Source organism: Brachyspira innocens ATCC 29796 (assembly GCF_000384655.1).
In the GTDB taxonomy this organism is placed as follows: Bacteria; Spirochaetota; Brachyspiria; order Brachyspirales; family Brachyspiraceae; genus Brachyspira; species Brachyspira innocens.
Map to the genome: position 1 here is coordinate 16,981 of NZ_ARQI01000125.1, position 26,829 is coordinate 43,809.

Below are 26,829 nucleotides of genomic sequence, written 5' to 3' on the forward strand. Positions count from 1 at the left end.
GAACAAATAAAAAATCTTAAAAGCAAAAAAATATGATGTTATTTGAGTTATTTTATAATTATCAATAGAAATGCCTTTAACAAATAATAAATACATTGTAAAAGGCATAACAAAAATTAATGCTAATATTATAATATTTTTTTGTGATTGTATTTTTAATTTTAAATTATTCATAATTACAAACTATAATATAAAATTCATAAAGATAGATTATATTTATTTTTAGAGTTTTTTCAACTTTTTAATCAAGTATAAAAATAGTGATAAAAAAACCGACAGCTTAATATTAATTAAACTGTCGGATTATATTTTTTAGAAAAACTATTAACTAAAATTATTTGCTTAATCTAGCTCTTAATTCTTCTAATTGTTTTTTAAGTCTAGCTGGAAGTCTTGAACCTAATTTAGCATAATGAGCTTCGATTTGATTAGCCTGATCTTTCCAAGCTTCAACATCAACTCTCATAAGTTCTTTGAAATCAGCTTCTGGTATATCTAAACCTTTAAGGTCTAAATCGCCTTCTTTAGGCATTTTACCTATAGGAGTGTCAACAGCATCAATTTTACCTTCAACTCTTTCACACATCCATTTTAATACTCTTGAGTTATCACCGAATCCAGGCCATAACCATTTACCATCAGCATTTTTTCTGAACCAGTTTACATAGAAGATTCTAGGAGCTTTATCGCCTAATTTATCTCCCATTTCAAGCCAGTGATTCATATAATCGCCCATATTGTATCCAGCAAATGGAAGCATAGCAAATGGGTCAAATCTTAAAGCACCAACTGCACCGATATTAGCAGCAGTAGTTTCACTAGCAGCAGTAGAACCCATAAATACACCATGATCCCAGTTATAAGATTCATGTACTAAAGGCATAACAGAAGCTCTTCTTCCGCCGAAGATGAATATATCTATAGGTACACCTTTAGGATCTTCCCAGTCTGGACAAATTACAGGACATTGTCTAGCAGGAGCAGTAAATCTAGCATTAGGGTGAGCACCTTTTTCTCCGCTTTCTGGAGTCCAGTCATTACCTTTCCAGTCTATACCATGTTTAGGTGCAGGTCCCATACCTTCCCACCATACATCGCCGTCATCTGTTTCTACACAGTTAGTAAATATTGTGTTTTCTTTGATAGATTCCATAGCCATAGGGTTAGAATCATAAGAAGTACCAGGAGCTACTCCAAAGAAACCAGCTTCTGGGTTGATAGCATAAAGTCTTCCATCATCTGGATTAATTTTCATCCAAGCAATATCATCACCTATAGTTTCACATTTCCAACCAGGGATTGTTGGCTGTAACATTGCAAGGTTAGTTTTACCGCAAGCACTTGGGAATGCAGCAGCAATATGGAATCTTTTGCCTTCTGGATTAGTAAGACGTAAGATAAGCATGTGTTCTGCCATCCAGCCTTCTCTTCTAGCCATAGCAGAAGCAATACGTAAAGCGAAACATTTTTTACCAAGTAAAGCGTTTCCGCCGTAACCAGAACCATAAGACCAAATTAAGTTTTCATTAGGGAAGTGAGAAATATATTTTTTCTCTATTGGAGCACAAGGCCATTTAGTATCTTTTTGACCGTCAGCTAGAGGAGCACCTACAGAGTGTAAGCAAGGTATAAACTCACCGTCAGAACCTAATACTTCTAATACTTTAGTACCTACTCTAGTCATTATATGCATGTTACAAACAACATAAGGGCTGTCAGTAATTTCTACACCTATTTTAGCAATAGGAGAACCTACAGGACCCATAGAGAAAGGAATTACATACATAGTTCTGTTTTTCATACAGCCTTTATATAATTCTTTCATAGTACCTTTTAATTCATCTGGAGCCATCCAGTGATTAGTAGGACCTGCATCTTCTTTATCTGGATAACTGATAAAAGTTCTATCTTCAACGCGTGCTACGTCAGAAGGATCACTTCTGAAAGAGTGACTGTGAGGTCTTTTAGTTAAAGGCTTTGCTAAACCTAATTCTACTAAGCCGTTCATGCAGCTGTCATATTCTTCTTTAGTTCCGTCACATACATATATATCTTTTGGCTGACACATATCTGCTACTTCTTTAATCCAAGCTTTTAGCTTCTCATGTTTTAATTCTTCAACCTTCATGAATATTACTCCTTATAAAAATTTGTTGCAAGTATTATACAATAAAATGATTTTTTAGTAAATGATTTTTATAAATTTATTCTTTATTTTATAAATATAATAAAATATCTATTTTTACCAGTAAAAAAATACAAAAAATTAATATTAATAAAAAACAATATTAATCGTAATATATGTAATAATGCTTATATACATAATACAACTTTTCTCTAATATACTATTAACATTATAGAAAAATAATATACAATATAAATAATTACTAATATAAGGATTAAAAATGTTTAAAACTATTACCTATATAATATCAATTTCAGCTTTAATTTTAAGCATAATAAATTTAATTATGATTATAAAAACATCTAAACAAAGATAATGATATAAATGGGGGTCAATATATGGAAGATAAAAAGTTTAATAGAATAATAAAAATCATTGATAGTGCTAGTTATTTTATAATTGCTATATCTATAATAATAATAGCTCTAAGTCATATAATTAAAGGATAATATTATGTCAAGAGGCGGAGCAAGAGAGGGAGCAGGAAGAAAAAAACTAGAACCTGAAAAAAAATAAAACCTGTTAAAGCTATATCTTTTAAAGTAAATAAAGATTTATATTTACAAATAGATAAAATAGCAAAGGAAAATAATTTAAGTATAGGACAATATGCTAAAAAAATATTATTAGAAAAAATATAAAGCACAGAATAAAAAATACAAGCCGATGTCATAAAAATGATGTCGGCCTTTTTACGATAAACTAACTATAGTATAAATCTTTTTTCATTGTTTTACTTATAATTTCAATAAACTTGTTTCAAAACTAAATTAATATGTAGTTACACTATTTTAATTTTCAGTATTTTTTATTTTATAAGTGGGGCTTTGCCCCACACCCCACTTCTTTTGCGACCGCAGGAAGTGCCTGTGGTATTGCCACAAAGAAGCAGGCACAGCCCGCAGCCGCGAAAGGCTGCATGTTTATATACTAAAATGATAATTTATACAACATGTAAAACATCATATTTCCAATTTTAAAAATTAAATAATTTTATACATAATCTTGCCAAGTACTTCTGAAACAAGTCTAATATAAAAATAAAAATTATTAAAATAGGATAAACTAACTATGATTTATATTATTATAATTAAATAAAAAATATAAATTACAAATCATAAATATAAATACTTTCTTCTATATCTTCATCATCTATTTTTAGAGTATTTTTATTTCCAGAATCTTTAAAACCATTTTTCTTATAGAACTCTTTTGCATTTTCATTTTTCTCAAAAACGCAAAGACATATATTTGTATAACCCAAATCCTTCATATATTTTAAAGCCTCTTCAAGAAGCAAAGTCCCTATTCCAGAACCCTGATATATTGGATGTACATATAAGGATATTATCTCCCCATAGCCTTCCATACTGCATCTGCTTTTTCCATGCGAAATAACTGCTATAGGTTTATCATCAATGTATGCTATATGAGCCTCTCTTGTTTTATTATTAATACCATCTTCAAACTCTCCGCACCAATCATCTAAATATATTCTCTTTAAATAAGAATCGGGGATAATATTTTTATAAGCATCTTTCCAACATATAGCATGAAGTTTGCTTATATCAAAAATATCTTTTAATTCGGCTTTTTTTACGACTATATCCATAATAATATCCTAATAATAATCATTATTAATTACTATTATTATATATCAATAGCTATTTATTTTCAATTATTTTTAAAAATGATTTTTATATAGAACTTAAATTTCTCAAAGCATTACTTATCAAATCTTCAGGCGACATATTATCTTTATTTTCTACTTCCGACAAAGCCTTAACAGCCTCATTATTTGAAAACCCTAATGATATCAAAGCCTTTATAACATCGCTTTCATTATCATTATAATTTTGAACAGATGAAGAAGAAATATTAATATCAATCTTTTCTATTTTGTCTCTAAGTTCAAATAAAAGCTTCTCAGCCTTTTTTAATCCCATACCCTGAACTTTTTTCAATAAATTAATATCCTTATTAAAAAGTATATGCATAAGATCATTAATTGAATATGTAGAAAGTATCTCCATAGCAAGTTTAGGTCCAACCCCTGATGCCGCTATAAGCGTAGAAAACATCTTTTTTTCTTCCCTAGTAAGAAAACCGTAAAGTATCATAGCATCTTCTTTATGTATAAGCTGTGTATAAAGCCTTATCTTATCATCATTTTTTACTTCAAGTTTTTTTGATACTATAATCTCATACCCAACACCATTACAAACAAGAGCTATGACACCCTCGGATATTATCTGAACATTACCTTCTATAAAAGCAAACATAAAAAAATATTATTATAAACTAGGCTCGTATTCTAATTCTTTTATAACTTCAAGCATTTTATCAGTGCTTACTTTAGACTCATCATACTCTACTTCAGCACATGCTTTTTCCAAACTTACATCAGCTTTGCTTACACCATCTAAAGCAGTTAATTCTTCTGTAACAGCTTTAACACAGTTTTGACAACCCATTCCTTTTATTTTTATAGTTACATTCTTCATTTTTTAATACTCCTTTGTTTTAATCATCTAACAAAATTATATACTAGATAAGGGTATTTTGCAATATAAAAACAATGTTATTTATTTATTTTTTTCTTCTTCTTTATACAAATTAAAAACAACAGTCATCTCAGTTCCAACATTCTCTTCACTTTTTATATGTATGTCAGCATTGTAGTAATTGCATATATTTTTTACTATTGTAAGTCCAAGTCCAGTACCATGAACTTTAAGATATTTATTATTTTTTACTCTGAAAAATCTTTCAAATATCCTGTTTAAATACTGAGGAGCTATTCCGCATCCTGTATCTTTCACTGTGAATACCGCTTTATCTGCCTTTTGTTTTAAAAATACCTTTACTTTTCCGCCGTCATCAGTATATTTTATAGCATTATCAACTAAGTTATTAACTACCTCTGTAATCTTTTCCTTATTAGCCATTATAAATGCCGATTCTATATCAAGCTCTATATTTATTTCTCTTTGTTCTGCCTTTATTTTATTGCTTTCAAAAACGTCAAGAATAATGTCTTTAATATCTATCTTTTCATCAATAGTTTCCTTCCAATTAGCTTCTATTCTGCTTAATGTAAGCATATCTATAACAAGGTCTTTCATTCTCAAAGCTTCATTATTTATACGCTTAATAAAATCAGCCTGATTTTTACCGCCGCCTGTAGCAATAAGAAGTTCAGAGTATCCTATTATAGAAGTAAGAGGAGTTTTTAATTCATGAGAAGCATTAATAAAGAAATCCTGCTTTTCTATCTCTACTTTTCTTATATCAGTAACATCTTCAAATTTTATTAACGCTGATATATTCTCATTATTGCGTATAGGTATAATAGTAATTTCTATATCCATAGTATGTTCTTTCACATCAAATTTAGAAAATCTATTAAACTCTATAGCATTATTAATTCTCTCTATTACTTCGCTGCTTTTTATGATTTCACTTAAATTTTTTATATTGCTGTCAGATATTTCAAGCAAATCAACTGCATACTGATTAATAAAAAATATCTCTTTATTTTTATTAACTGCTATAATACCCTGTGCTATATTTTCAAGTACATAATTAAGTTTTTCTTTTTCAGTTTGATAACCTGTAATATTTTCATTAAGACTAATAGCTAGCTCATTAATATCATAAAGAATAGTATTAATATCATTATAACCTGTCAGATTCTTGGGGGCTGCTGATTTATTATTATATATATTATCAAGAGTTTCTTTTATCATATAAAAAGGAATCATTATATTTCGGCTCATCAAAGGAAGTACCAAAGCCATAATTATAATAACAACGCCTATAACCATAACAGCAGTAAATAAAAAACTAATCAAATATTTATTAACAGAATCTATAGGTATCGAAATCCTTAATATATAATCTCTATCATCATCAGCCTTAATCTTTTTTGATACATACATATAAGGTGTTTTCTGGCTTATAGATGTATGTATAGAAAAAGCAGGTTTATTTTCAACACTATGAAGTGCCTCTATTACATCGCTTCTATTAGTATGATTTCCCATAGGATTTTTAGAAGTATCTGTTAGAGTATCTGCTACAACCATTCCATTAGTAGATATTATGCTTATTCTAAGTTCCTCTTTATCTGATTGAAGCACAAATTTTCTAAAAGCATCTTCTGTTTGTACATCATATAAATCAATTTCTTTTTCAAGCATATCCATAATGTTTAATATCATAACCTGACTGTACATAATATTATTATATTGAACAGTAAAAAGTATTCCTATAAACATTAATGCACTTGATAATATAAGAATAAGTAATGATTTATAAAATATATTCCTAATCATAATATTTTTATGCTTCTGTCAATTTATACCCCATACCTCTGACAGTTATTATATTTTCTTTAGTTAAATCAAGTTTTTGTCTGATAGATTTTATATGCATGTCAATAGTTCTTGTTTCCATAGAATGATCTACACCCCATACCTCTTCAAGCATAGTTTCCCTATCAACTACATTATTGGCATTTTCCATTAAAAGTTTAAGCAAATCAAATTCTTTTTGTGTTAAAATAACCTGCCTTTCTCCCACAAAAACACTTCTTTTTTTAACTACAAGTTTTATTTCACCGAAAGTAAGCTCTTCAGCATCAAGCCTAACATCTTTTTTTCTTAAATTAGCCTTAATTCTAGCAAGAAGTTCAAGAACAGAAAAAGGTTTAGGCATATAATCATCAGCACCTAAATTAAGCCCAGTAACAATATTAATTTCGCTTGCCTTTGCTGTAAGCATTATTACCTTAATAGGCAGATGGGCATAATCTGTTCTGATAATCTTTAATATTTCTGTACCTTCTATGTCTGGAAGCATTATATCAAGAAGTACTAAATTAGGTGTCTGCTTCTTTAATGCCTCAAGCATGTCATTACCGTTTGAGAAACATTCTATAGTATATCCAGCTTCCTCAACGGTATACTTAATAAGATCTCTGATGTTATCATCATCTTCAACTGAGTAAATAAGTTCTTTATTCATAATCTAAACTACCAAAATAATATAATTTTTTGTTATATAAACTGTATATTTTATACTATTAATATACATCTTATATACAATATATAATATAATAAAAATTTATTTTTTGTCAAAATTTTTTATAGCCGCTAAAAAAATCATTTGTATTTTATTTAATATAATAACTTTTACAGCTAATATTAAGTAAAAAATATTAAATTTAAATGTTGACTTATAGCATATTTAATATTAAAATCATATTCATGAAACAAGATATGACACCTATATTAGAAAATTATTTAGAAACTATCTACAACCTAGAAGTAGAAAAAAATTTTAAAGAAGCTATTAGAATAACAGATATAGCTGATGTTGTAAGACGTTCCAAAGCCAGTGTTAATACAGCTATAAAAACTCTGTCAAAACTCGGACATATAAAGCATGAACATTATGGAGACATAGAACTTACAGAATCTGGAAGAGCTATTGGAAAAGATATTGCAGAAAGACATGCTATATTCTATTACTTTCTTACAAATGTACTAAATGTAGATGAAAAAATAGCAGACGAAGAAGCCTGTTTAATAGAACATGCCATGAGCAGAGATACTGTACATAAGTTTAAAGAGTTTCTTTGCGGATACTGCAAAAAAGAAAATATATTTAATAATGCTAATAAAAACTAATAGCATATATTAAAGTTTTTATATTTTAAACTATCTTTATATATTTGAGAATAATTTCATAAAAATAAAATCCGCTGGAATTATTTTTTAATTAAATATAATTCCAGCGGATAAGTATATATTTATTAATTATATAATTTCACTTTCTATCATCTCATCAAAAGTTTGTCTTTTTCGTATAATGTAATGCTTATCTTTATCTGCCATAATCTGTGCTATAAGAGGTCTTGAATTATAATTGCTTGACATACTAAATCCATAAGCACCAGCATCAAGTAATGCAACATAATCTCCTTCTTCCACTACAGAGCACTCTCTGTCATAGGCAAAAAAGTCAGAACTTTCACATATAGGTCCTACAAAATCATAATTAGATACACTTTCTCTTTTTACTAAAGGATATATCTCATTATAAGCATCGTACATAGCTACCCTTACATAATCGTTCATACCGCCGTCTAATATAACATACTTTCTTCCAAGTTCCTCTTTTACATATTCTACTCTCATTATCAAAGCACCAGATTCTGCTACAAAATATCTTCCAGGCTCGGTTGTTACTTTAAGATTCATTTCTTTTAATAGATTTATGCTTTCATTTTTAAACTTATCAAAATCAAAACCAGAATGATCTTTATTATACCTTACCCCATAACCGCCTCCTATATCAATATCGGTTATATTAAATCCCATGCTATTAACTTCGCCTATCAAGTCTTTCATTACTAAAATGGCTCTGTAAAAAGGCTCAGCATCTGTCATTTGAGAACCTATATGCATTGATAAAGACTCTATCTCTATATTATCTAATGATTTTAAAAGATTAGCATTTTCTATTATAGTTTTAATACATACCCCAAATTTGTTTCCATTTACACCTGTAGTAATCTTTTCATGAGTATGTGCATCAACATTAGGATTAACTCTTATAGAACATTTTACTCTCTTTTTAAGTTCTTTAGCTATATTATTAATTCTTACAGCTTCTGGAATAGATTCTATATTAAAACGTTTTATATTAAGCTCAATAGATTTTTTTATCTCTTCTTCTGTTTTTGCCACACCAGAAAATACTATATTACGGGCATTTCCTCCAGCTTTTATATATTTCAAAGTCTCACCTATAGAAACAACATCTGCCCCAATTCCTTCTTCTACCATCATTTTTAATATAGATAAATTATTCTCAGCCTTAACAGCATATGCTATTAATACATCGTCTAAAGATGAAAATATGTCTTTTAAAAATCTTATTTTTTGTAAAATGTCATTTTTTGAATAAAGATAAAAAGGACTTCCATAAACTTTTGTAAGTTCTCTTATATCAATATCTTCGCACATTAATATATTATTTTTATAGCCTATCATTATACCGCTCCTATTTTTTTATTAATTGTTTTTTATAATTTTTTTATATTATTCAAGTTTTTTAGTTAAAACTTCTGTTATATTCACGCTTACTATATTATCTTCATAAAGAAGAGGTAAATTATTTTCCAAAACCTTTAATGTTTCCTCACTTTGATAATGCCCTATACCAACAGCAATGCCATACTCTTTTGATAATTTAATTAGCTCTCTCCACTGCTTCATTATGCTGTCATAATCTCTATCATTATCCAAAAATACATTTCTCTTTGCCGTTCCTACATCATTTTCTAATGCCAAATCATATATCACACTTTCTGCAGAAGTATAAGAATCTACAAAATATTTATTATTATTTTTAGCATAGTCAATCATATATGAAACTATATTAATATCCTTACAAGCAAGAGAGCCAGTATGATTATTCATTCCATTAGCATAAGGAACTTTTGAAAATGAATAATCTAGTAAATTAAAAACTTCATCTTTATTCATTCCAGTTCTTATTATAGTTTTCTCTCCGAAATAACCGCTGCCCTCCATAGGCATATGCAAAATAACATCAACATCATTACTGTATGCCAAATAAGAAAAATCTATACTATGAGGAGAATCTGGAAGCACTGCAAATGTTATGCCGTATTCATAAGCTAATTGAAAATACCTATCTGTATAATCAAGAGTATTTCCGCTGTCATCTATTATAATAGTTATAAAATTACTGCTTTCTATGGGTTTTATAATATTATCTAATATAGGTTCTGACATATTAGGAGAATTAATATCTGCTGAATAAAATACATCATTAGTTTTTTTTGATGTTATAGTTTTTTCAGATGTATAATTTTCATCTGCATATTCAAAACTAATTCCATAATTTTCTTTAACCTTAATAAAGGTAAAAGCAAATACGATAATTATAATAAATAAAAATACAAAAATAATTATTCTTTTCATAAAAACTAACTAAATAATATTTACTTTTTATGATAATCTAAATATTAATAAAAGTCAATTATATAAAAATCCTACTTTTCAATCATACTGTCAATGCTTACAACAGAATGTTCTTTGCATTTAGGACATTTAGGGTAAGTTATATTTTTTATAATTTTTGTAAAAAAGGAATCTTTTTTATTATCATCATCTGAATTGATTTTCGTTATTACATTTCCATTTTCATCAGTTTCATTATTTTCAAAATCTAATGTAATATCAGAAAAAATAGAAGGAGCATGCAAGTTTTTATCCGAGCTAAAATAATGTCCGCATTTTGTGCATTTATAAAAGAAAGGCGGTTTATCTCTAAACATATATTAACAACTCCTTAAACTATATATCTAATACCAATAATTTATTTTGTTCGCTGTCAAAATGATCCGACATGTAAATAACAGCATTATCTTTTTTTATAATACTATACGGCTTTACCCTATTATGCCCTACTACCTGATTATACCCAACCCAAGAATCCGCAAGCAAATCCTCTGTATCAGCCCATAAAATACCTGCAAATTTACTTAATCCTCCTCGTCTGAAGGATGCTATATTACAGTCATCTTTATCATTCTTATATACTATATTTACTACGCTTTCAATATTATCAATATCTATATTATCTATATTATATTTATTTTTTATATAATCAATCCAGCCATTTGTTATTCCAGCATGCGTAAATATATAATTATTTTCTATATGTATAGGCTTAAATATATTGACATTGCTATTAAATATCTCATTCATTTCTCTTGCATAGCTTTCTCTATATCTGCTTGCTGTAGGATATCCCACTATATACTGAAAATCATGATTGCCTATAAGAAGCTCAACATTATCATTATGATTTTTTTTAAACTCTATCACATCTTTAAGATTATTAATTATATCTTCATCATTAAAGCGTACCCAACTGTCATCACTGTAATCTCCCATAAATATTATTTTATCAAATTCAGAAAATCTTCCTTCAAGTAATTTCTTCCAGCAGTCTTTTCCATGCAAATCACCTATAACAGCTATTTTCATTTTTTAAATCCTCCTTGCAAGTCTTAATATATTATGATAATCTATATCTAAATTACTTGTATCTTTTTCTAATACTTTAGCAGTATAAATATTTTCAAATTCTTTTTGTAAAATATCCTTAAACTCTTTTATATTATCACTATACTCATCTATATTAGATTTATTATTAATGGAAGGTTCATAATCAGATTTTATCCTATCGATTATATTATCTATAACACTATTTTTTATGTCATAAATCTTTCCTATAGTCTGTACTATATTTATTACTCTATACTTATTAGTGTTTGAATTAATATCGTCCATCATGTAAATATTAATAGAATAATCTGCTGATTTTCTTTTATCTTCAAGAACATAATCTAAATTTTTTATTGCTTCTTCAACAAAATTATTAATTATAACAGTATCATATTCTTCATGCAAATCTTCTATACCTATTAGTTTTTCTATAAATAATTTATCAAACTGATAGGTTAAATATTTTTTTATGTCATTAAAAAACATATATATATAAAAAAATTTCATATCTTTTCCTTTTATTACACTTATTAGATATGAAATAAAATCCTTCGTTCTGCTTTCTTTTATAGGTATTTCATAATGTGATGATAAATATTTTATTACATCGTATATATTATTATTGATAACATCAACAATTTTTGTTTTATCGTTATCCTTAATATACAGAATATTATTATCCAAATTCAGACTTTCTAAATGAATAGAATCTCTTTTTTCTTTTAAGAGTCTTACTTTATTTTCTATATCATTTTTTACAATTTCCTTTTTGTCTTCAGGTGTTAAAGATAATATTTCTTTTTCTATATATTTATTATGCTCATCTTCTTTTTCTTTTTCTAATTCTTGTATTTTTTCTAAAGTATAGAACTCTTTTTTATCAAGTATATCCTCTATTCTTTTGATGTTATTTTCTTTATCATCACCATAAACATACAATTTAAATCTGAATCCGTATTTTACATCAAGCCCCATCATTTTTATAAAAGATTTGGCATTAACTCTCTTTCCATCTTGATTTTCTATTTCAATTTTATCATCTATAGTCCTAAAAAAATCAACGATAGAATTAACAATTTTATTATCAGATGCCAAACTATTTCGGCATTCAAATTCTTTAGATATAAAATCTTCCATAAACACAAGCCTTAATAAGATATTTTCTATAAAATAACATTAATTTATTAAAATTTCAATAACTTTTTGTATAAATAAGATAAATAAATTAAATAATAAAGGCTTATTCCATTTATAGAAATAAGCCCTTATTTATGGAAAACTTTTTAGTTGGATATGTCTTTATTATTATTTATCTTATTTAGCCATAATTGTACCAACATACATTTTATCTGTTCTAATTCCTGGTTTAATTTCACCATTAATAGAATATATTTTATTTCCTATTAATATCAAACCTTCACCGCAAGGAGCATCAAAAGGAATCTCACCTATTGTTTTCCAAGTATTAGAATCAGAGTTATAAATCAATATATTACTGTTCCAATTAAATTCATAAGGATCAGCTCCGAAGTATCCAGCTCTGAAATTAGCTAATTCAGTACCTTGAAGATTACCTAAATTATAAACAGCATTATCATAAATAGCTTTATTAAATCCGCCTATAACAAGCATTTCACTTTCATTAAGTTTAACGGATACAGCACCAAGCAAAGATATTCCTTCTCCATTAAGAGCTACTTCAGCAACAGGAGTCCAAGTATTATTAGCAAAATCATATTTATATCCGTCAGTATAAGCTATTGCATCGCCGCCGCTGAATACATATATATTGCCGTTTAGTAATTGAGCAACTGCCTGAGTTCTGCTTTCCTTACCAGGTACTGGAGCCAATTCTTTAGCTTCTTTAGTTGTCAAATCATATTCATAAAGTTTATTGCTGCCTTTGCCTGCTTGTTTGCCAGTAATTATATATAATTTATTATCTTTATAAACAGCAACTCCATTTTGTAAAGTGAAAGGCAAATCACCTATTTTTTCAACATTTAATTTATTATCTTTTAATGTAATAAATAATATATCATCATCAGCTTCTGGGTTTGAAGAGCCTCCTATATAATATATACCATCAGCAGTAGTTATAGAAGAACCATATCCCAATTCATTTTCCCAATTAATATGCTCAACTACTTCTAATACACCATTTTTATCTTCAAGCATGTATATATCAGAATAAGTTTTTTTAGCTCCTCCGTTTAATACAGATTCTTCAGGGAAATTAGCTCCTCCGCCTACAACTATATATTTATCTCTTAAAGAACCATATAAAACTCCAGCTGTACCTATATTTTTGTCCATTCCTGTTTGAGCAGGTAAATGTCCTCCCATTTCCCAAACTATTTTTTTATCAGTTTTTGAATCTAGTACATTAGTATTATTATTAGCTGTATTAGTTCCAGAACAGCTAATAACAGATATTGTAAATATAATAGATAAAATTAAACATATTTTTTTCATATTTTATTCCTTAATTATACACTGCCCTTATTTATGATTTTTTATAGTAGTAGAATAAGTTAATCCTTTTATTTTTTCTTCAGATGGTTTTCCGAAAGCAAAAGAAGCTAAGAAAGAACCTATTACACCAACACCTATGATTATAAATGAAATCATGAACTCAAAGATTTTTGGTTTAGCATATCCAGGTATAAATTTAGTAAGCATTCCAGCAGGATCGCTTATATAGAATGCTACTATAACAGAAAGTATAAATCCTACCCAAACAGCTTTAGTTTCTACTTTATCGAAGAATATACCTACCAAGAATACAGCAGCTATAGGACCGCCTAAAAGACCTGTTATAGCTTGGAAGTATAAGAACATATCTCCCTGACCATTATATATAAAGTATATTGCAAGTATAGTACTGACTATACCTACTATCCAGCTTGATAATCTTGCAAATTTTAATTTAGAAGCATCTTCCATACCAGGTTTTAAAAACTCTAATATATCAGCTGTCATACAAGTAGAAACAGAGTTAAGGCTTGAAGATACTGTAGACTGAGCAGCAGCAAATATAGCAGCTATTACAAGTCCTGATATACCAACAGGTAAAGCATTTACTACGAAATAAGGAAGTATGGCATTTCCATTAACACTTTCTGGTAATGGAGTTTTGAAATGGAAATAAATATATAAAGCAGAACCCATACCTATAAATATTACAATACTAGTACAAAGCAAAGGAATATTCATATATAAACTTTTTTTAGCTTCATGTTCGTCTTTGTTTGTAGCATATCTTTGAACTATGTCTTGGCTTCCTACATATGAATATATTGAATTAAAAAAACCGCCTATTATCATAACCCATATACTGGATTTAGCTAAATCTAAAGAGAAAAAGTCGGGGCTTATGATTTTTCCATCATCTGCTAATAATTGAAAACCTTGACCTATTCCTTCAGGAGCAGATGCAAAACCTACTATGATGATAAGGAAAGCTCCCAAAAGAAGTACTACTGTTTGTATAGCATCAGACCATAATACAGCTTCTATACCACCCATAGAAGTATAAGCAACACAGAATATGGATACAATAACTGTTATCAATACTGGATTAAGAGCAGGAAGTACTTGCTGTATAGCCAAAGTAGGAAGATAAATTACTATAGCCATTCTTACAACGTGAAAAAGTATAAATGTTAAACTTCCAACTAGTCTGAAAGAGTTATTAAATCTTTTTCCTAAATATTCATAAGCAGTAGTAACATTAACTCTTCTAAAGAATGGTACAAATGTAGGAGCCACCCATAATACTATTAAAATAATACCTAAAGGAGCCATACCCAAAAGCCAGCTGTTATTATAAACAGAAGCTGGTATAGCAATAAATGAAATAGATGATAAAGATGTAGCATAAATACTCATAGCTGTTACCAAAGCTGGAACCCTTCCGCCTGCTTTAAAATAATCATCTGTTGATTTTGTTCTTTTAGCAAAGAACATACCGATTAAAAACATTACAACAAAGTATAGTCCGATGACTACCCAGTCAAACCAATGCCAAGCCATAGTTTTGTTCTCCTATAAATAAGTTTTTGTTCACGTGAACAATTATATTATAGTCAAATAAATTTATATTGTCAATTGAAAAAGATAAAATATTACAATTTATTACAATTCATCATAAAAAAAATGAAATTTATCACTAAAAACACCTGCTAAAATACTTTAAGTAATAACATTTAATAATATTAATATAAAAAATACACATATAACACAGAAATTTAATATGCATATTGATTTTTTGTAAAAAACTATTACTATATTATATCAAAAATATATTAGTTTTAATATGGAAAGATATATAGACATCATAAAAAAATCGAATCTCTTTTGCAATATGAATGATAAACAGATAATAGTTCTGTTAGAAGATTTCAAATCTGAAAAAAAATATTTTGATAAAGATAATATTATAATAGATGCGGGAGATAAAACTGATAGTATATATATTATTTTAAATGGAAGAGTAGAAATTTCAAAAGAATATGATGACACTAGAAAGAATATAGTAAATATATTAACTTACGGAGATATATTTGCAGAAGCATTAGCTTTTTCTACTAATAAAATATCACCTATACAGGCTATATCATTAGATAAAACTGAAATATTAAAAATAAATATAAAAGATATATTTAACACAAATAACAATGATAAAAACATATTTTTACAGAATTTATTAATGGTAATATCTGATAAAAACAAATTTTTAGCATTTAAAAATGATATTTTAAGCCAAAAAAGTTTGAGAAGCAAAATTACACTATATTTAAAATATATGTCAAATATACAGAAAAGTAAAAATATTGTAATACCTTATAACAGAGACAAACTTGCAGAGTTTATATCTGCTGACAGAAGTGCATTATCAAGAGAATTGAACAGATTATCAAAAGAAAATATCATAAAACTTGACGGCAATAAAATAACTATTATAAAATTATAAATAAATGCATCATTTATTCATAAAATCAATATGTTTTTTTCTCTTTCTCACTTCATCAGCTATTTTTTTTATAGTTATTTTTGACATAGATTTCTCAAAATCAAGCCTTACACTATCAAACTCTTCTCCCAAAACATCAAACATAGCACAGCCTACAGGGCATACATGATTAGGCTCATGAAAATTAAAAAGTCCTCTTTCTTCTTCTGTGAATACTGCTTCATATATAGAAAGAAGTGTTATATCCTCTTCATCTTTTATAAGTCTGCTTCCTTTTTTATCTGTTTCAACTATTCCAGCAGCCTGAAGTTTTAATAGTATTCTCCTTATAATAGAAGGATTGGTTTTTACACTTTTGGCAAGCAAATTTGATGTAGTGCCTTCATTTTCAAAAAATGCTATACATAATACTATATGAGTAGCTATAGATAATTTTGTATTAATCTTCATAGTAGTATAATAATAAAATAAAAATTGTTTATAGTCAATAACTAAAAGAAATAAGGTGTTGTGACAACTTTGGTAACAATATTTTTTTGCTTTTTAGTTGATATATATAAAAAAACATGTAAAATTATTTATCTAAATAAAAAAATTACTAATAAGGAGAACTTTAAAATGAATAAAGTTTACTATGCAATAGTTTTATCTGCTTTCATATTTGCTGTATCATGTTCAAATAATGCTGATAAAACAAACAATAATGCTGCTTCAAATACTGCTGCCAAAAAAGAAGCTGTTACTATAAATGTTGAAGGGGCAGCTGCACCAGAAAGTGTAAAATTGAGAAATGGAAAATTATATATAGCTAATTTAGGAGATCCTAATGCTCCTGCTGATGGTTTTATAATCGTAGCTAATGAAGATGGCTCTAATCCTCAAAAATTTTTTGAAGGTCAATTAGACAGCCCTAAAGGTTTTTCTTTCTTAACTGATGATATTATTATTATACCAGACCAAGTTAATGACAGTTCTTTAACTGGAAATTTGGTATTAGCTAATATCAAAGAAAATAAAATAATTACTAAACTTCCTATAGAAGGTTCTAAATTCTTAAATGATACAGTAGTAATAGATCCAACAACTGTAGCTCTAACTGATACAGGTGCTTCTACAGTTTATTTTGTAAAAGTTGATAATAACTCTGCTTTATCTATAACTTCATCAGTAACAGGTGTAGTTGGTGCTAACGGAATATTTTTAGATAACGGAGTATTATATATAGCTGGAAGTACATTCGGAGGAGATCCTAATGGCGGAGATATTTATACATTAAATATAGACGGTACTGGATTAACTAAATGGACAGCTTCAGTATTAGGTGCTGGTGCTTTAGACGGTATAGCTATTGCTGATGGTAAATTATATGTTTCTGATTGGGGTGTAGATGGTGCTAATAACAATGCATGCATATATGTATTTGATTTGAATACTAAAAATCAATTAGAAAAAATAGAAGGTTCTTTAAGCGGTGTTGCTGACATAGATTTGGTTAATAATGTTATATATATACCAGAACTTTCTACTAGTTTAATTAAAAAAGTTCAATTATAATTTATAGTTCATATATAATTTTTTCGTTCATAGTAGCTCAAAAAAACGTGCATTTAAAAAATATTTTAAATGTGCGTTTTTTATTTTAAATTTATAACAGTGATTAATCCTAGTAAGTACTGTTAAATATTGTGTACTGATTGTGTATCGTATAAAAAATTTAAATAAAAAATTTACAAACTTAAAAATTTTTACTATATACCTAAACAATTATAATTTGTCAAATTTTAGTTATCTATGAATGTAATTACAATTTATTCATAATATAATATATTTTTATTAATCAATAAAATATGTTTTAGATGTATAGTAAATTACTTGTTTGGTGTAATAATAGGTAATCAGCCGTACGTATAGTTGACATTTGATATAGAGTAGATAATACCGTGCGGTAAGGTGCAGCGGCTTGCTGTTGACAAACTTAAAAATTTTTAGTATATACTGGAACGATTTCATTTTGTCAACTGATGTACATTATATAGAATTATCAACTTTTTTGCCGCACACGCTCTGCGGGCTTCGCCAAAGTTTTCGCCAAAGGCACGCTTCGCGAAAAACGCAATTACTAGAACTTTATACTTTAAAGATATGTATTAAATGTATGATAATACCTGAAATTTGGGCTACACCTAAAGGGGGACTTCGTCAAATGCAGTTCTTTCACCGAAGGTGTACTGCGTATGGTTCTTTGTGCCAATACCACAGGCACTTCCTACGGTCGCAAAAGAACTGGGGGGGTGCGTAAGTACGCAGAACGGTCACGCTGTGTACTTCGTAATGGCAAAGCCCCGCAAATATCAAAATTTAAAAAATTAATTTTTTGACAAACTGTATTTTTTTAGGTATATATTAAAATTATAATTATTTTTTCTTTTTATAATATTTGCTTACTATATCAATCATTTTTTTATCCTGAATAGCCTCAGCATATTCCAAAACATTATAACTGTCTTTTATATCATCTCCATAAATATCAGGAGGATTTAATTTTATATTTAAATCCGCACCATTTTTTAATAAGTATTCAGCAACTTCATAATTATGTTGGTCTATAGCATGAAATATCGCAGTATAGTTTATATCATTAGGATAATAGTTCACATCAGCCCCATTTTCAACCAATGCCTTAACTATTTCTAAATTACCCTCACCTGCAGCAATTGCTATAGGAGGATAATAATATAAAAATTTTGTATCTAAATCGGCACCATTATCTTTTAAGAGTTTTACTACTTCAGGAGTAGATGCCGCAAGTATAGTAGCAGGAGCAACTCCGCTGTTATTTGTAGCATTTACATCGACACCATTTTCTATTAAAAGTTTTGAAGCTTCATAAGGATTTTCTCCTGTAACAGCCCAAAGTAATGGAGTATCCCCATTATCATCAGCTTTTCCATTAACATCTATTCCATTGTCTATTAGATATTGCATTATATTAATATTGCCTTTTTCAGAAGCATAAATAAGTGCAGATGCTCCCCAAGATGATTTTTCATTTATATCTGCGTTATTTTCTACTAATAAATTAAACATTTCTTCATTGCCGTTTTCGCATGCTATTATAATCATATTTTTACCGTCTTTATTTTTTATATTTATATCAGAGTTATTGTTTATTAGTAATTTTGCCATCTCTATATTATCAGTTCTTACAGCTTCCATTAAAGCATTAAATCCATCGTTTGCTCTTAAATTAACCAAAGCCCCATTATCAATCAATGCTTTTGCTATATCATAATGCCCGTATGATGAGGCTATCATTAAAGGGGTTGTATTAGCATAATGTGTAATATTGCCTATAAGAATCTCATCTTTTGACTGAGCATTTATACTGCCTTCATTTATTAATTCAATCATTTCAGCTACGCCTGTTTTATTTTTATTTTTTTCTAATAGTTTTGATAATTCATCGCTAGGCATTATTATTTCATTTGTAGTTATTGTGTTTTTTAATTTTTCATTATTAGTTTCATTAAATGTATTATTTTCTATATTATTATCTTTTATTTTGTCATTATTGCTTTCGTTTATTTGATTTGAATATAGCGATGTAATTACTGTTAATAATATAATTATAATGTTCTTTTTCATATAACTCTCCGATTATTAATTGTTTTTAATATATCATAAATGATAAAAAAATAAAGTAATGGTATTAACTTAATAATCAAATTACTATCATAGCACTATTTTTTATAAAATTATAGTTTGTAATAATAAAATAATAATAAATAAAATATTAAGGATAAATACTATGATAAGCCAATTAAATGAATATAGAAAATTATTGTCTAATGATATAATAAAAACATGTCTTAGAATGCAAAAAGACGGTATTAATCAGGGTACATCTGGAAATGTAAGTGTACGTTTTGAAAATGGTATGCTTATTACACCTTCAAGTATGCCTTATGATACTATGAAAGCTGAAGATATAGTTTTTGTTGATGAGAATGGGAAAGCTGAAGAAGGCAAAAGACCTTCAAGTGAATGGAGATTTCATTTATCAATACTAAAAGATAATCCAGATTTTAACTGTGTTATACATAGTCATTCTATATATTCTACAGTAGTATCTATAATTGGAGTTGATTATATACCTGCTATACATTATATGATTGCTGTTGCTGGAGGAAAAATTATACCTTGTGCTGAATATGCTACTTATGGAACCGAAGAGCTTTGCAATAATATATCAAAGGCTATGAAAGGGTATAAGGCTTGTATTATGAAAAATCATGGACTTGTGGTTTCTGATTCTACTATAGAAAAGGCTTATGGTGTTTTGGTAGAAGTAGAAAATATTTCAAGAGAGTTTGTAGAGCTTAGTAAAATTGGTAAGTACAATATTTTATCAGATGAAGAGATGGATATAATACTTAAAAAATTTGGTAATTACGGATTAAATGCCCAGAAATAATATTTTAAAACTAATAATATATCTTTTTTATTTTTTAATATTAAGGATATAATTATTATTTTGTCTTCTTTAAAGTTACTAAAATATCTTCATTTTCTATATGTTCAAAAGTACCTTCATACCCATATTTCTGGCATCCTCTTATTACACTTTCACAGCTTGAATGTCCGCTTACCAAAACCTCTATTATAGTATTTAACTCCTGATTATTGATAGCAGCACATTTAGCCTGAAAAGATGCCTGAGAGCATGACATTCCTCTGGTATCAACTTTAATAGTTTCAGACATGATATTTTCCTTTTTCATTAGTTTATATGTATTTCATAAAATATATTAAATTAATAAATAAGCACCATTTGTTAGAAGCCTTAATTATTATAATAAGCATTAGAAATTAATAAATATCTAAATATCATTTTTTATTATAACCTCTGCCTCTGCTGTATATTACCATAACTTATATATGTTATAATAATACATAGCAGAAGCAGAGTTCATTATATAACTTCCAAAAATTTTGTGCAGTATATTTATTATATAATGACAACAACCTGCTGCACGATAAAGTGTATCAGCTTGCAGTATTTTCTTTCATTGTAAATCCTATGATTACACAGAATATTAAACCTAAAATAACAGCTCCCATTCCATATACTGTAGGACCTGCAGTTGAACTTGCCAAATTAAAGTTGTGAGCAAATCCTGCTCCTACTAGCATTCCTATAACGAATATAAAACTGTCCATATTTCCTTCAGCAGATTGTATCATTTGTCTTCCTGGACATCCTGCACCTAAAGTAAATGCTAAACCAGTAAGAATCATTGATACTGTATTCCATAAAATATTTGTGTGGGCTATTGGCTGATTTTCCATAGATAAATTGAATCTGCTTGTAGCTATATTAACTATAAAAGCAGCAATTATAAAAGCGATAACTCCTTTAGTCATATGAAAATCTTTCATAAATATTCCGTCTCTAAGTCCGCCTACAGTACAGAATCTTGATTTTTGAGCTACGAAACCTATTACTATAGAAGCTATTAATGCTATAGCTATAGGAGCTTTCATACTTCCTGGACCTGATTCAGAGAAAAATATTGGTCCTCCTTCAGAGAATTTAGTTTGTTTTAATAATAGAATTAAAAGAATTACTGCGATAACTAAAGGAAGAAATCCAACTAATTTATTTTTATATGCTTTAGGCTGACCTAAAGAGAAATTTTGTTTCCAGAAGAAAACTCCGATTCCTCCTCCTATGATAATTCCTATTAATCCGAATATACCATTAATATCGCCTCCAGCTACTCTAAGCAAAGTTCTCCAAGGACAGCCTAAGAAAACTAAAGCACCTATCATAGCAAAGAAACCTAAACAGAATCTTATAATAGGTGAGCTTCCGCCTTTAGGAACAAATTCTTTTGAGATCAATGCAGATATTGTAGCACCAATAACAAGACCTATTAATTCAGGTCTTATGTATTGTACTGCAGCGGCTCTATGCAGTCCTAGTGCACCTGCTAAATCACGGGTAAAACATGCTATACATATTCCCATATTAGCAGGGTTGCCCATTACAGAGAGCCAAGCTGCTATAGCTCCTATTACGGCACCTATGACTATAATACCTATAGAGCTTGTGAAAAAGTCTTTTTTCATTTTTGACTCCTTTATAAATTATATTTTTTATGATTTTATAGTAAAAAAAATTAATTATCAATATAATTTATTAATTTATATTATAGTTATTCAAAAATAATTAATTACAAAGTAAATTATTTGTTAATATTATTATTAGAGTAAAATATAAGATTGTTATTTATTTTTTTTGTAGTAAAATATATATAATTAAAAATTAAGGATTTTGTTTATGAAAAAGATTATACTTTCTTTATTATTTTCTCTATTATTTATAGGCTGTTTAGATTATACCCAGTATGTAACTATAGATAATGATAAAAATATTACAGTTGTTGCCATAGTTACTATGTCCAAATCTTTAGTAGAATTAGCTGCTTATTCTGAAGGCTATGAAGAAGGCGTTCCAGATTATTATTATGATGATATACTTAGAGATATGGAAAGCGAAGCGAGAAGCAGTTATCCTAGAAATTTTAAATTCAGACAGATAAATAATGACAATGAAGTTGGTCTTTATATAAATGGTATTTTAAAAGCTCAAGATTTAACAGAAGATGACAGTCTATTAGTTCCTATAAGAAATGGAAATAAGTTTATCTTTACTCCTTTTAATTATTCAGAGGATTCTCAGGATTACAGTGAATATGCTTCTATGTTTAGTTCTATGAAAGTAAAATTGATTGTTTCAAAAGATTATATACCTACGATAAGTTCTTGCTATATTTCATCTTATGATGATGTAAAAGATGTTAATGTTTATGACTTGAAAGATGCATTCTTAATAGAAATTCCTATGTTTTCAGGTATAGACAGTCCTATTTTGTATATTGAGTTATAATATTATTAAAGATGGTTTACAATAGATATTTTTATTAATATTTTTTGTAAACTTCTTTTTATAAAAAGTCATAGTGAACAATAAAAATAAATATTCATAATTGACAATTATTTATTATAAATTATAATATAAAAATCATGAAACTTATTGTAATATTGTTTACATTTATTATATCTGTATATATCTTTCCTGTATGCTATATATTTTATCACTCTAATTATCATATGCACCATTCAGATGAACATTGTACGACATGTATTGAAATGTTTTCTATAGTGAAGGCTGTAACTAAAATAGCAAAATTTAATAATATATACAATTCAGTTATAATATATTTATCGGTTTCTTTCATATTTTTTGTAAAGATAATCAAAGTAATATTTTATTTAAATAATAATCCTACTAAATTAAAAGTAAAACTGATAAATTGATTTAATTTCCTTTATATTTTTTATATTTATTTAATTTAACAATGTTTTTATTTTTTATATATAAAGGACTTTTTTATGACAAAGAAAATATTAATTCTAATTTTTATTATGTCAGTATTATCATGTAATACTAATAAATCATCAAATAATGCTGATACAAACAAAGAAAACAATAAAATAAAAGTTGTAACTACAATATTTCCAATATATGATTTTGCAAGAAATATATTATTAGATAATTCCAGCTTGAAAATGATAATAAGACCTGGTATCGAAATTCATTCGTTTAATGCTTCGCCTTCAGATATAATAGATATACAGAATGCTGATGTATTTATTTATATAGGAGGGGAAAGCGAGGAGTGGGCTCAAAAGGTAATATCTTCTATGGATACCAACGGCAAAAAGATAATTAAATTAATTGATTATGTAAATGCTTTAGATGAGGAGATAGTTGAAGGTATGGAGCATGATGAAGAACATAATCATGATGAAGAATTAAATCATGAAGATCATGATAATATTTCAGAAATGCATACCCATGAAGGAGTTTATGATGAACATATATGGACTTCGCCAAAAAATGCTGTTTTAATGGTTAATGCCATTAGCAAAGCTATGTCAGAAATAGATCCTAATAATGCCGATATATACAAAGCTAATGCTGATAAATATAATAGTGAACTATACACTCTCGATAATGATTTTAGGAATACTATAAACTCATCAAAAAGAAAAGATATAGTATTTGGAGACAGATTTCCTTTCAGATATTTAGCTGATGAATACGGACTTAACTACAGAGCTCCTTTTAATGGATGCAGCAGTCAGTCGGATGTAAGTCCTAAAACATTAACATATTTAATAGGCTATATAAAAGATAATAATATACCATATCTTTATTATATAGAACTAAGCAATGAAAAAATAGCAAATACAATTATAGAACAGACTGGAGCAGCAAAATTAAAACTTCATTCTGCACAAAATGTAACTAAAAAAGAGTTTGATGATGGAGCTTCATATTTATCCATTATGAGGGATAATTTAGAAAGTTTAAAAAAGGGTTTGAATTAAAATATGTTGGCTATAAAAGATTTATCAGTATTTTATGATAGTAATGAAGTATTATCAAATATTAATTTCTCTTTATCAAAAGGAGATTATCTTTCTATAATAGGCGAAAATGGTTCTGGTAAAACTACTTTAATAAAAACTATACTTGGACTAATGAAACCTAAAAAAGGAAGTATAACATTTGATAGTATAAAGAAAAACGAGATAGGTTATCTGCCGCAGCAGGGAATAGTACAGAAATCATTTCCTGCAAGCGTATTTGAAGTAGTGATTTCTGGAAGACTTAATAATAAAAAATTTATTCCGTTTTATACTAATAATGATAAAAAAACGGCACTAGAAAATTTGAAGAAACTCAATATAGAAAATTTAAAAAATAAGTCATATAAAGATTTATCAGGCGGTCAGCAGCAAAGAGTGGCATTAGCTCGTGCTTTATGTTCTACTAAAGAGCTGCTTATATTAGATGAGCCTTCTACTGGATTAGACCCTATAGCTACTGCTGACCTATATAATCTAATAAAAAAACTTAATAATGAAGTTACTATAATAATGGTTTCTCATGATATAGCAAGTGCTGTAAAATATTCTAATAAAATACTTCATTTAAATAAAAATATTCTTTTTTTCGGAACAACTGAAGAATATATAAAAACTGATATATACAAAAGAATATCAGGGGAGGATATGAAATGATTGCTTTGCTTCAGGAACTTTTTTCATATACCTTTATTATTAGGGCTGTTATAGTTGGAATATTGGTTTCATTATGTGCGGCACTTTTGGGTGTTAATCTGGTATTAAAGAGATATTCTATGATAGGTATAGGACTTTCTAATGTGGGCTTTGGAGCTTTGTCTCTTTCTATGATGCTAGGCTTTTCTACTCTTCAGCTTTCTATACCTATAGTGGCTTTGGCATCAATACTGCTTTTGAGAATAAGTGAAAACAGTAAAATAAAGGGTGATGCTGCTATTGCTTTAATATCAAGTGTATCTTTAGCTGTAGGTATTATAGCTATTACTGTAAAGACAGGTATTAATACAGATGTATGTAACTATATGTTTGGAAGTATACTTGCTATGAGTAAGAGCGAAGTTTATATAAGTATAGCAGTTAGTGTAATAGTGATAGTTCTTTATATATTGTTTTATAACAAAATATTTTTAGTAACTTTTGACGAAAACTTTGCCCGTGCTGTTGGTATTAATATAGGGTTTTATAATACACTTATATCCATACTTACATCTTTGATTATAGTATTAGGTATGAGAATGATGGGAGCTATGCTTATATCGAGCCTTATAATATTTCCAGCATTAACTTCTATGAGGGTATTTAATACTTTTAAGGGAGTTATAATTTCATCGGCAATATTATCAGTGTTCTGCTTTTTTATAGGTATAGTTCTTTCATTTCAATTAGAATATCCTACTGGAGCATGCATTGTTATGGTGAATTTGGCTATGCTTTTAATATTTTCTGTAATAGGAAAAGTATTAAAAAGATAATTAAGGAGATAATAATGAATCGTAAATATATATTATTTTTATTTATAATGATGTTAATTTTATCATGTTCAAAAAAAGAGTATAATGACGGCTGGTTTGATATAGAAAAAAATTATGTTGATATACCTCAAAAAAAATATGATTATGGTAATCCTAGAGATAAGGCAGAAAATAATCAGGAAGAAACTTCAGCTTTGAAAGTTAATATGAATAATATTGATATGAACAATATTATAGAAATTAAGGAGAGAATGTTTATCAATCAATGCAATGATGTTTATTTAAATCCTGATGATTACAGAGGGAAATTAATAAAACTTGAAGGAATATATGACGGTTTTACTGATGAAGAGACTGGAGAAAAACTCAATTTTGTATTCAGATACGGACCTGGCTGCTGCGGCTATGACGGAGTGGCTGGCTTTGAGTTTAATTATAATGGTACTATACCAAATCCTCAGGACTGGATTGAAGTAGTCGGAGTTGTAGAGATATTAGAGATAGATAATTATGAAACGGTGAGGCTCAATGCTATAAGTTTGAATGTTCTTGATAAAAGAGGAAAAGAATTTGTAGCTAATTAATTAA

Annotated in this window: 26 protein-coding genes; 9 read left to right on the forward strand and 17 right to left on the reverse strand. The window is 27.9% G+C overall.

All coding sequences use genetic code 11. From position 1 onward, the window contains the following. Window positions 1–334: 334 nt before the first annotated feature. The 6 genes from F811_RS0112235 to F811_RS0112265 all read right to left on the reverse strand — a co-directional run bounded on the left by F811_RS0112235 (window position 335) and on the right by F811_RS0112265 (window position 7,213). Window positions 335–2,128, reverse strand: a complete 1,794-nt coding sequence (locus tag F811_RS0112235; RefSeq protein ID WP_020005525.1) for a phosphoenolpyruvate carboxykinase (GTP) — start codon at window positions 2,126–2,128, stop codon at window positions 335–337. Window positions 2,129–3,293: 1,165 nt separating this feature from the next. After that, a complete protein-coding gene (locus tag F811_RS0112245; protein ID WP_020005527.1) occupies window positions 3,294–3,797 on the reverse strand; it encodes a GNAT family N-acetyltransferase in 504 nt (167 codons plus the stop codon). An 85-nt stretch (window positions 3,798–3,882) separates the two neighbouring features. After that, a complete protein-coding gene (ruvA, locus tag F811_RS0112250) occupies window positions 3,883–4,467 on the reverse strand; it encodes a Holliday junction branch migration protein RuvA (protein WP_020005528.1) in 585 nt (194 codons plus the stop codon). Between the two features lie 12 nt (window positions 4,468–4,479). Next, a complete protein-coding gene (locus F811_RS0112255; protein WP_020005529.1) occupies window positions 4,480–4,689 on the reverse strand; it encodes a cation transporter in 210 nt (69 codons plus the stop codon). 81 nt (window positions 4,690–4,770) lie between these two features. Then, window positions 4,771–6,522 (reverse strand): sensor histidine kinase, encoded by a 1,752-nt coding sequence (locus tag F811_RS0112260; protein WP_020005530.1) that lies wholly within the window; start codon window positions 6,520–6,522, stop codon window positions 4,771–4,773. A gap of 7 nt (window positions 6,523–6,529) precedes the next feature. Continuing rightward, a complete protein-coding gene (locus F811_RS0112265) occupies window positions 6,530–7,213 on the reverse strand; it encodes a response regulator transcription factor (RefSeq protein WP_020005531.1) in 684 nt (227 codons plus the stop codon). Window positions 7,214–7,455: 242 nt separating this feature from the next. Here F811_RS0112265 and F811_RS0112270 point away from each other — a divergent pair, with 242 nt between their 5' ends. Further along, complete coding sequence (locus F811_RS0112270) at window positions 7,456–7,878, forward strand: metal-dependent transcriptional regulator (RefSeq protein ID WP_026364448.1); 423 nt, start codon at window positions 7,456–7,458, stop codon at window positions 7,876–7,878. A 129-nt stretch (window positions 7,879–8,007) separates the two neighbouring features. Here the strand turns inward: F811_RS0112270 and lysA are convergent, their stop codons facing one another. From lysA to F811_RS0112305, 7 genes are all read right to left on the reverse strand, one after another. Further along, the gene (gene lysA, locus F811_RS0112275) at window positions 8,008–9,246 is read right to left on the reverse strand and encodes a diaminopimelate decarboxylase (protein WP_020005533.1); all 1,239 of its coding nucleotides are present in this window, start codon (window positions 9,244–9,246) and stop codon (window positions 8,008–8,010) included. Window positions 9,247–9,294: 48 nt separating this feature from the next. Beyond that, window positions 9,295–10,203 carry a divergent polysaccharide deacetylase family protein gene (locus tag F811_RS0112280; RefSeq protein ID WP_020005534.1) on the reverse strand — a complete coding sequence of 303 codons (909 nt, stop codon included), beginning with the start codon at window positions 10,201–10,203 and terminating at the stop codon, window positions 9,295–9,297. 71 nt (window positions 10,204–10,274) lie between these two features. Next, window positions 10,275–10,559 (reverse strand): hypothetical protein, encoded by a 285-nt coding sequence (locus F811_RS0112285; RefSeq protein ID WP_020005535.1) that lies wholly within the window; start codon window positions 10,557–10,559, stop codon window positions 10,275–10,277. Window positions 10,560–10,578: 19 nt separating this feature from the next. Then, window positions 10,579–11,274 carry a metallophosphoesterase gene (locus tag F811_RS0112290; protein WP_020005536.1) on the reverse strand — a complete coding sequence of 232 codons (696 nt, stop codon included), beginning with the start codon at window positions 11,272–11,274 and terminating at the stop codon, window positions 10,579–10,581. A 3-nt stretch (window positions 11,275–11,277) separates the two neighbouring features. Beyond that, on the reverse strand, window positions 11,278–12,432 hold the full coding sequence (locus F811_RS0112295; protein ID WP_020005537.1) for an HPr family phosphocarrier protein: 1,155 nt from the start codon (window positions 12,430–12,432) through the stop codon (window positions 11,278–11,280). 177 nt (window positions 12,433–12,609) lie between these two features. Further along, window positions 12,610–13,770: a cyclically-permuted mutarotase family protein gene (locus F811_RS0112300; protein ID WP_020005538.1), complete on the reverse strand. Its 1,161-nt coding sequence runs from the start codon at window positions 13,768–13,770 to the stop codon at window positions 12,610–12,612. Between the two features lie 27 nt (window positions 13,771–13,797). Continuing rightward, window positions 13,798–15,330 carry a sodium:solute symporter family protein gene (locus F811_RS0112305; RefSeq protein WP_020005539.1) on the reverse strand — a complete coding sequence of 511 codons (1,533 nt, stop codon included), beginning with the start codon at window positions 15,328–15,330 and terminating at the stop codon, window positions 13,798–13,800. A 283-nt stretch (window positions 15,331–15,613) separates the two neighbouring features. Here F811_RS0112305 and F811_RS0112310 point away from each other — a divergent pair, with 283 nt between their 5' ends. Further along, complete coding sequence (locus F811_RS0112310; RefSeq protein ID WP_026364449.1) at window positions 15,614–16,270, forward strand: Crp/Fnr family transcriptional regulator; 657 nt, start codon at window positions 15,614–15,616, stop codon at window positions 16,268–16,270. A 9-nt stretch (window positions 16,271–16,279) separates the two neighbouring features. Here F811_RS0112310 and F811_RS0112315 read toward each other — a convergent pair whose 3' ends face one another. Then, window positions 16,280–16,720, reverse strand: coding sequence for an RrF2 family transcriptional regulator (locus F811_RS0112315; protein ID WP_020005541.1), 441 nt, complete (start codon window positions 16,718–16,720; stop codon window positions 16,280–16,282). A gap of 168 nt (window positions 16,721–16,888) precedes the next feature. On the opposite strand from F811_RS0112315, the gene F811_RS0112320 reads away from it, so the two are divergent. Continuing rightward, a complete protein-coding gene (locus F811_RS0112320; protein WP_020005542.1) occupies window positions 16,889–17,824 on the forward strand; it encodes an SMP-30/gluconolactonase/LRE family protein in 936 nt (311 codons plus the stop codon). Window positions 17,825–18,685: 861 nt separating this feature from the next. Here the strand turns inward: F811_RS0112320 and F811_RS0112325 are convergent. Then, window positions 18,686–19,915 carry an ankyrin repeat domain-containing protein gene (locus tag F811_RS0112325; protein WP_020005543.1) on the reverse strand — a complete coding sequence of 410 codons (1,230 nt, stop codon included), beginning with the start codon at window positions 19,913–19,915 and terminating at the stop codon, window positions 18,686–18,688. Between the two features lie 163 nt (window positions 19,916–20,078). Here F811_RS0112325 and F811_RS0112330 point away from each other — a divergent pair, with 163 nt between their 5' ends. Then, entirely contained in the window at window positions 20,079–20,744 is a 666-nt protein-coding gene (locus F811_RS0112330; protein WP_020005544.1) for an L-fuculose-phosphate aldolase, read from the forward strand. Window positions 20,745–20,799: 55 nt separating this feature from the next. Here F811_RS0112330 and F811_RS0112335 read toward each other — a convergent pair whose 3' ends face one another. Further along, window positions 20,800–21,033 (reverse strand): sulfurtransferase TusA family protein, encoded by a 234-nt coding sequence (locus tag F811_RS0112335; RefSeq protein WP_020005545.1) that lies wholly within the window; start codon window positions 21,031–21,033, stop codon window positions 20,800–20,802. A 283-nt stretch (window positions 21,034–21,316) separates the two neighbouring features. Further along, window positions 21,317–22,402 (reverse strand): YedE family putative selenium transporter, encoded by a 1,086-nt coding sequence (yedE, locus tag F811_RS0112340; protein WP_020005546.1) that lies wholly within the window; start codon window positions 22,400–22,402, stop codon window positions 21,317–21,319. A 211-nt stretch (window positions 22,403–22,613) separates the two neighbouring features. On the opposite strand from yedE, the gene F811_RS0112345 reads away from it, so the two are divergent. From F811_RS0112345 to F811_RS0112370, 5 genes are all read left to right on the forward strand, one after another. Beyond that, window positions 22,614–23,222: a hypothetical protein gene (locus F811_RS0112345; protein WP_020005547.1), complete on the forward strand. Its 609-nt coding sequence runs from the start codon at window positions 22,614–22,616 to the stop codon at window positions 23,220–23,222. A 506-nt stretch (window positions 23,223–23,728) separates the two neighbouring features. Next, a complete protein-coding gene (locus F811_RS0112355; protein ID WP_020005549.1) occupies window positions 23,729–24,730 on the forward strand; it encodes a metal ABC transporter substrate-binding protein in 1,002 nt (333 codons plus the stop codon). 3 nt (window positions 24,731–24,733) lie between these two features. Then, window positions 24,734–25,426 carry a metal ABC transporter ATP-binding protein gene (locus F811_RS0112360; RefSeq protein WP_020005550.1) on the forward strand — a complete coding sequence of 231 codons (693 nt, stop codon included), beginning with the start codon at window positions 24,734–24,736 and terminating at the stop codon, window positions 25,424–25,426. After that, on the forward strand, window positions 25,423–26,241 hold the full coding sequence (locus tag F811_RS0112365) for a metal ABC transporter permease (protein WP_020005551.1): 819 nt from the start codon (window positions 25,423–25,425) through the stop codon (window positions 26,239–26,241). Before F811_RS0112360 ends, F811_RS0112365 begins: the two co-directional genes overlap by 4 nt. A gap of 14 nt (window positions 26,242–26,255) precedes the next feature. Then, a complete protein-coding gene (locus F811_RS0112370; RefSeq protein WP_020005552.1) occupies window positions 26,256–26,825 on the forward strand; it encodes a TIGR03943 family putative permease subunit in 570 nt (189 codons plus the stop codon). The last annotated feature ends 4 nt before the right edge of the window (window positions 26,826–26,829 follow it).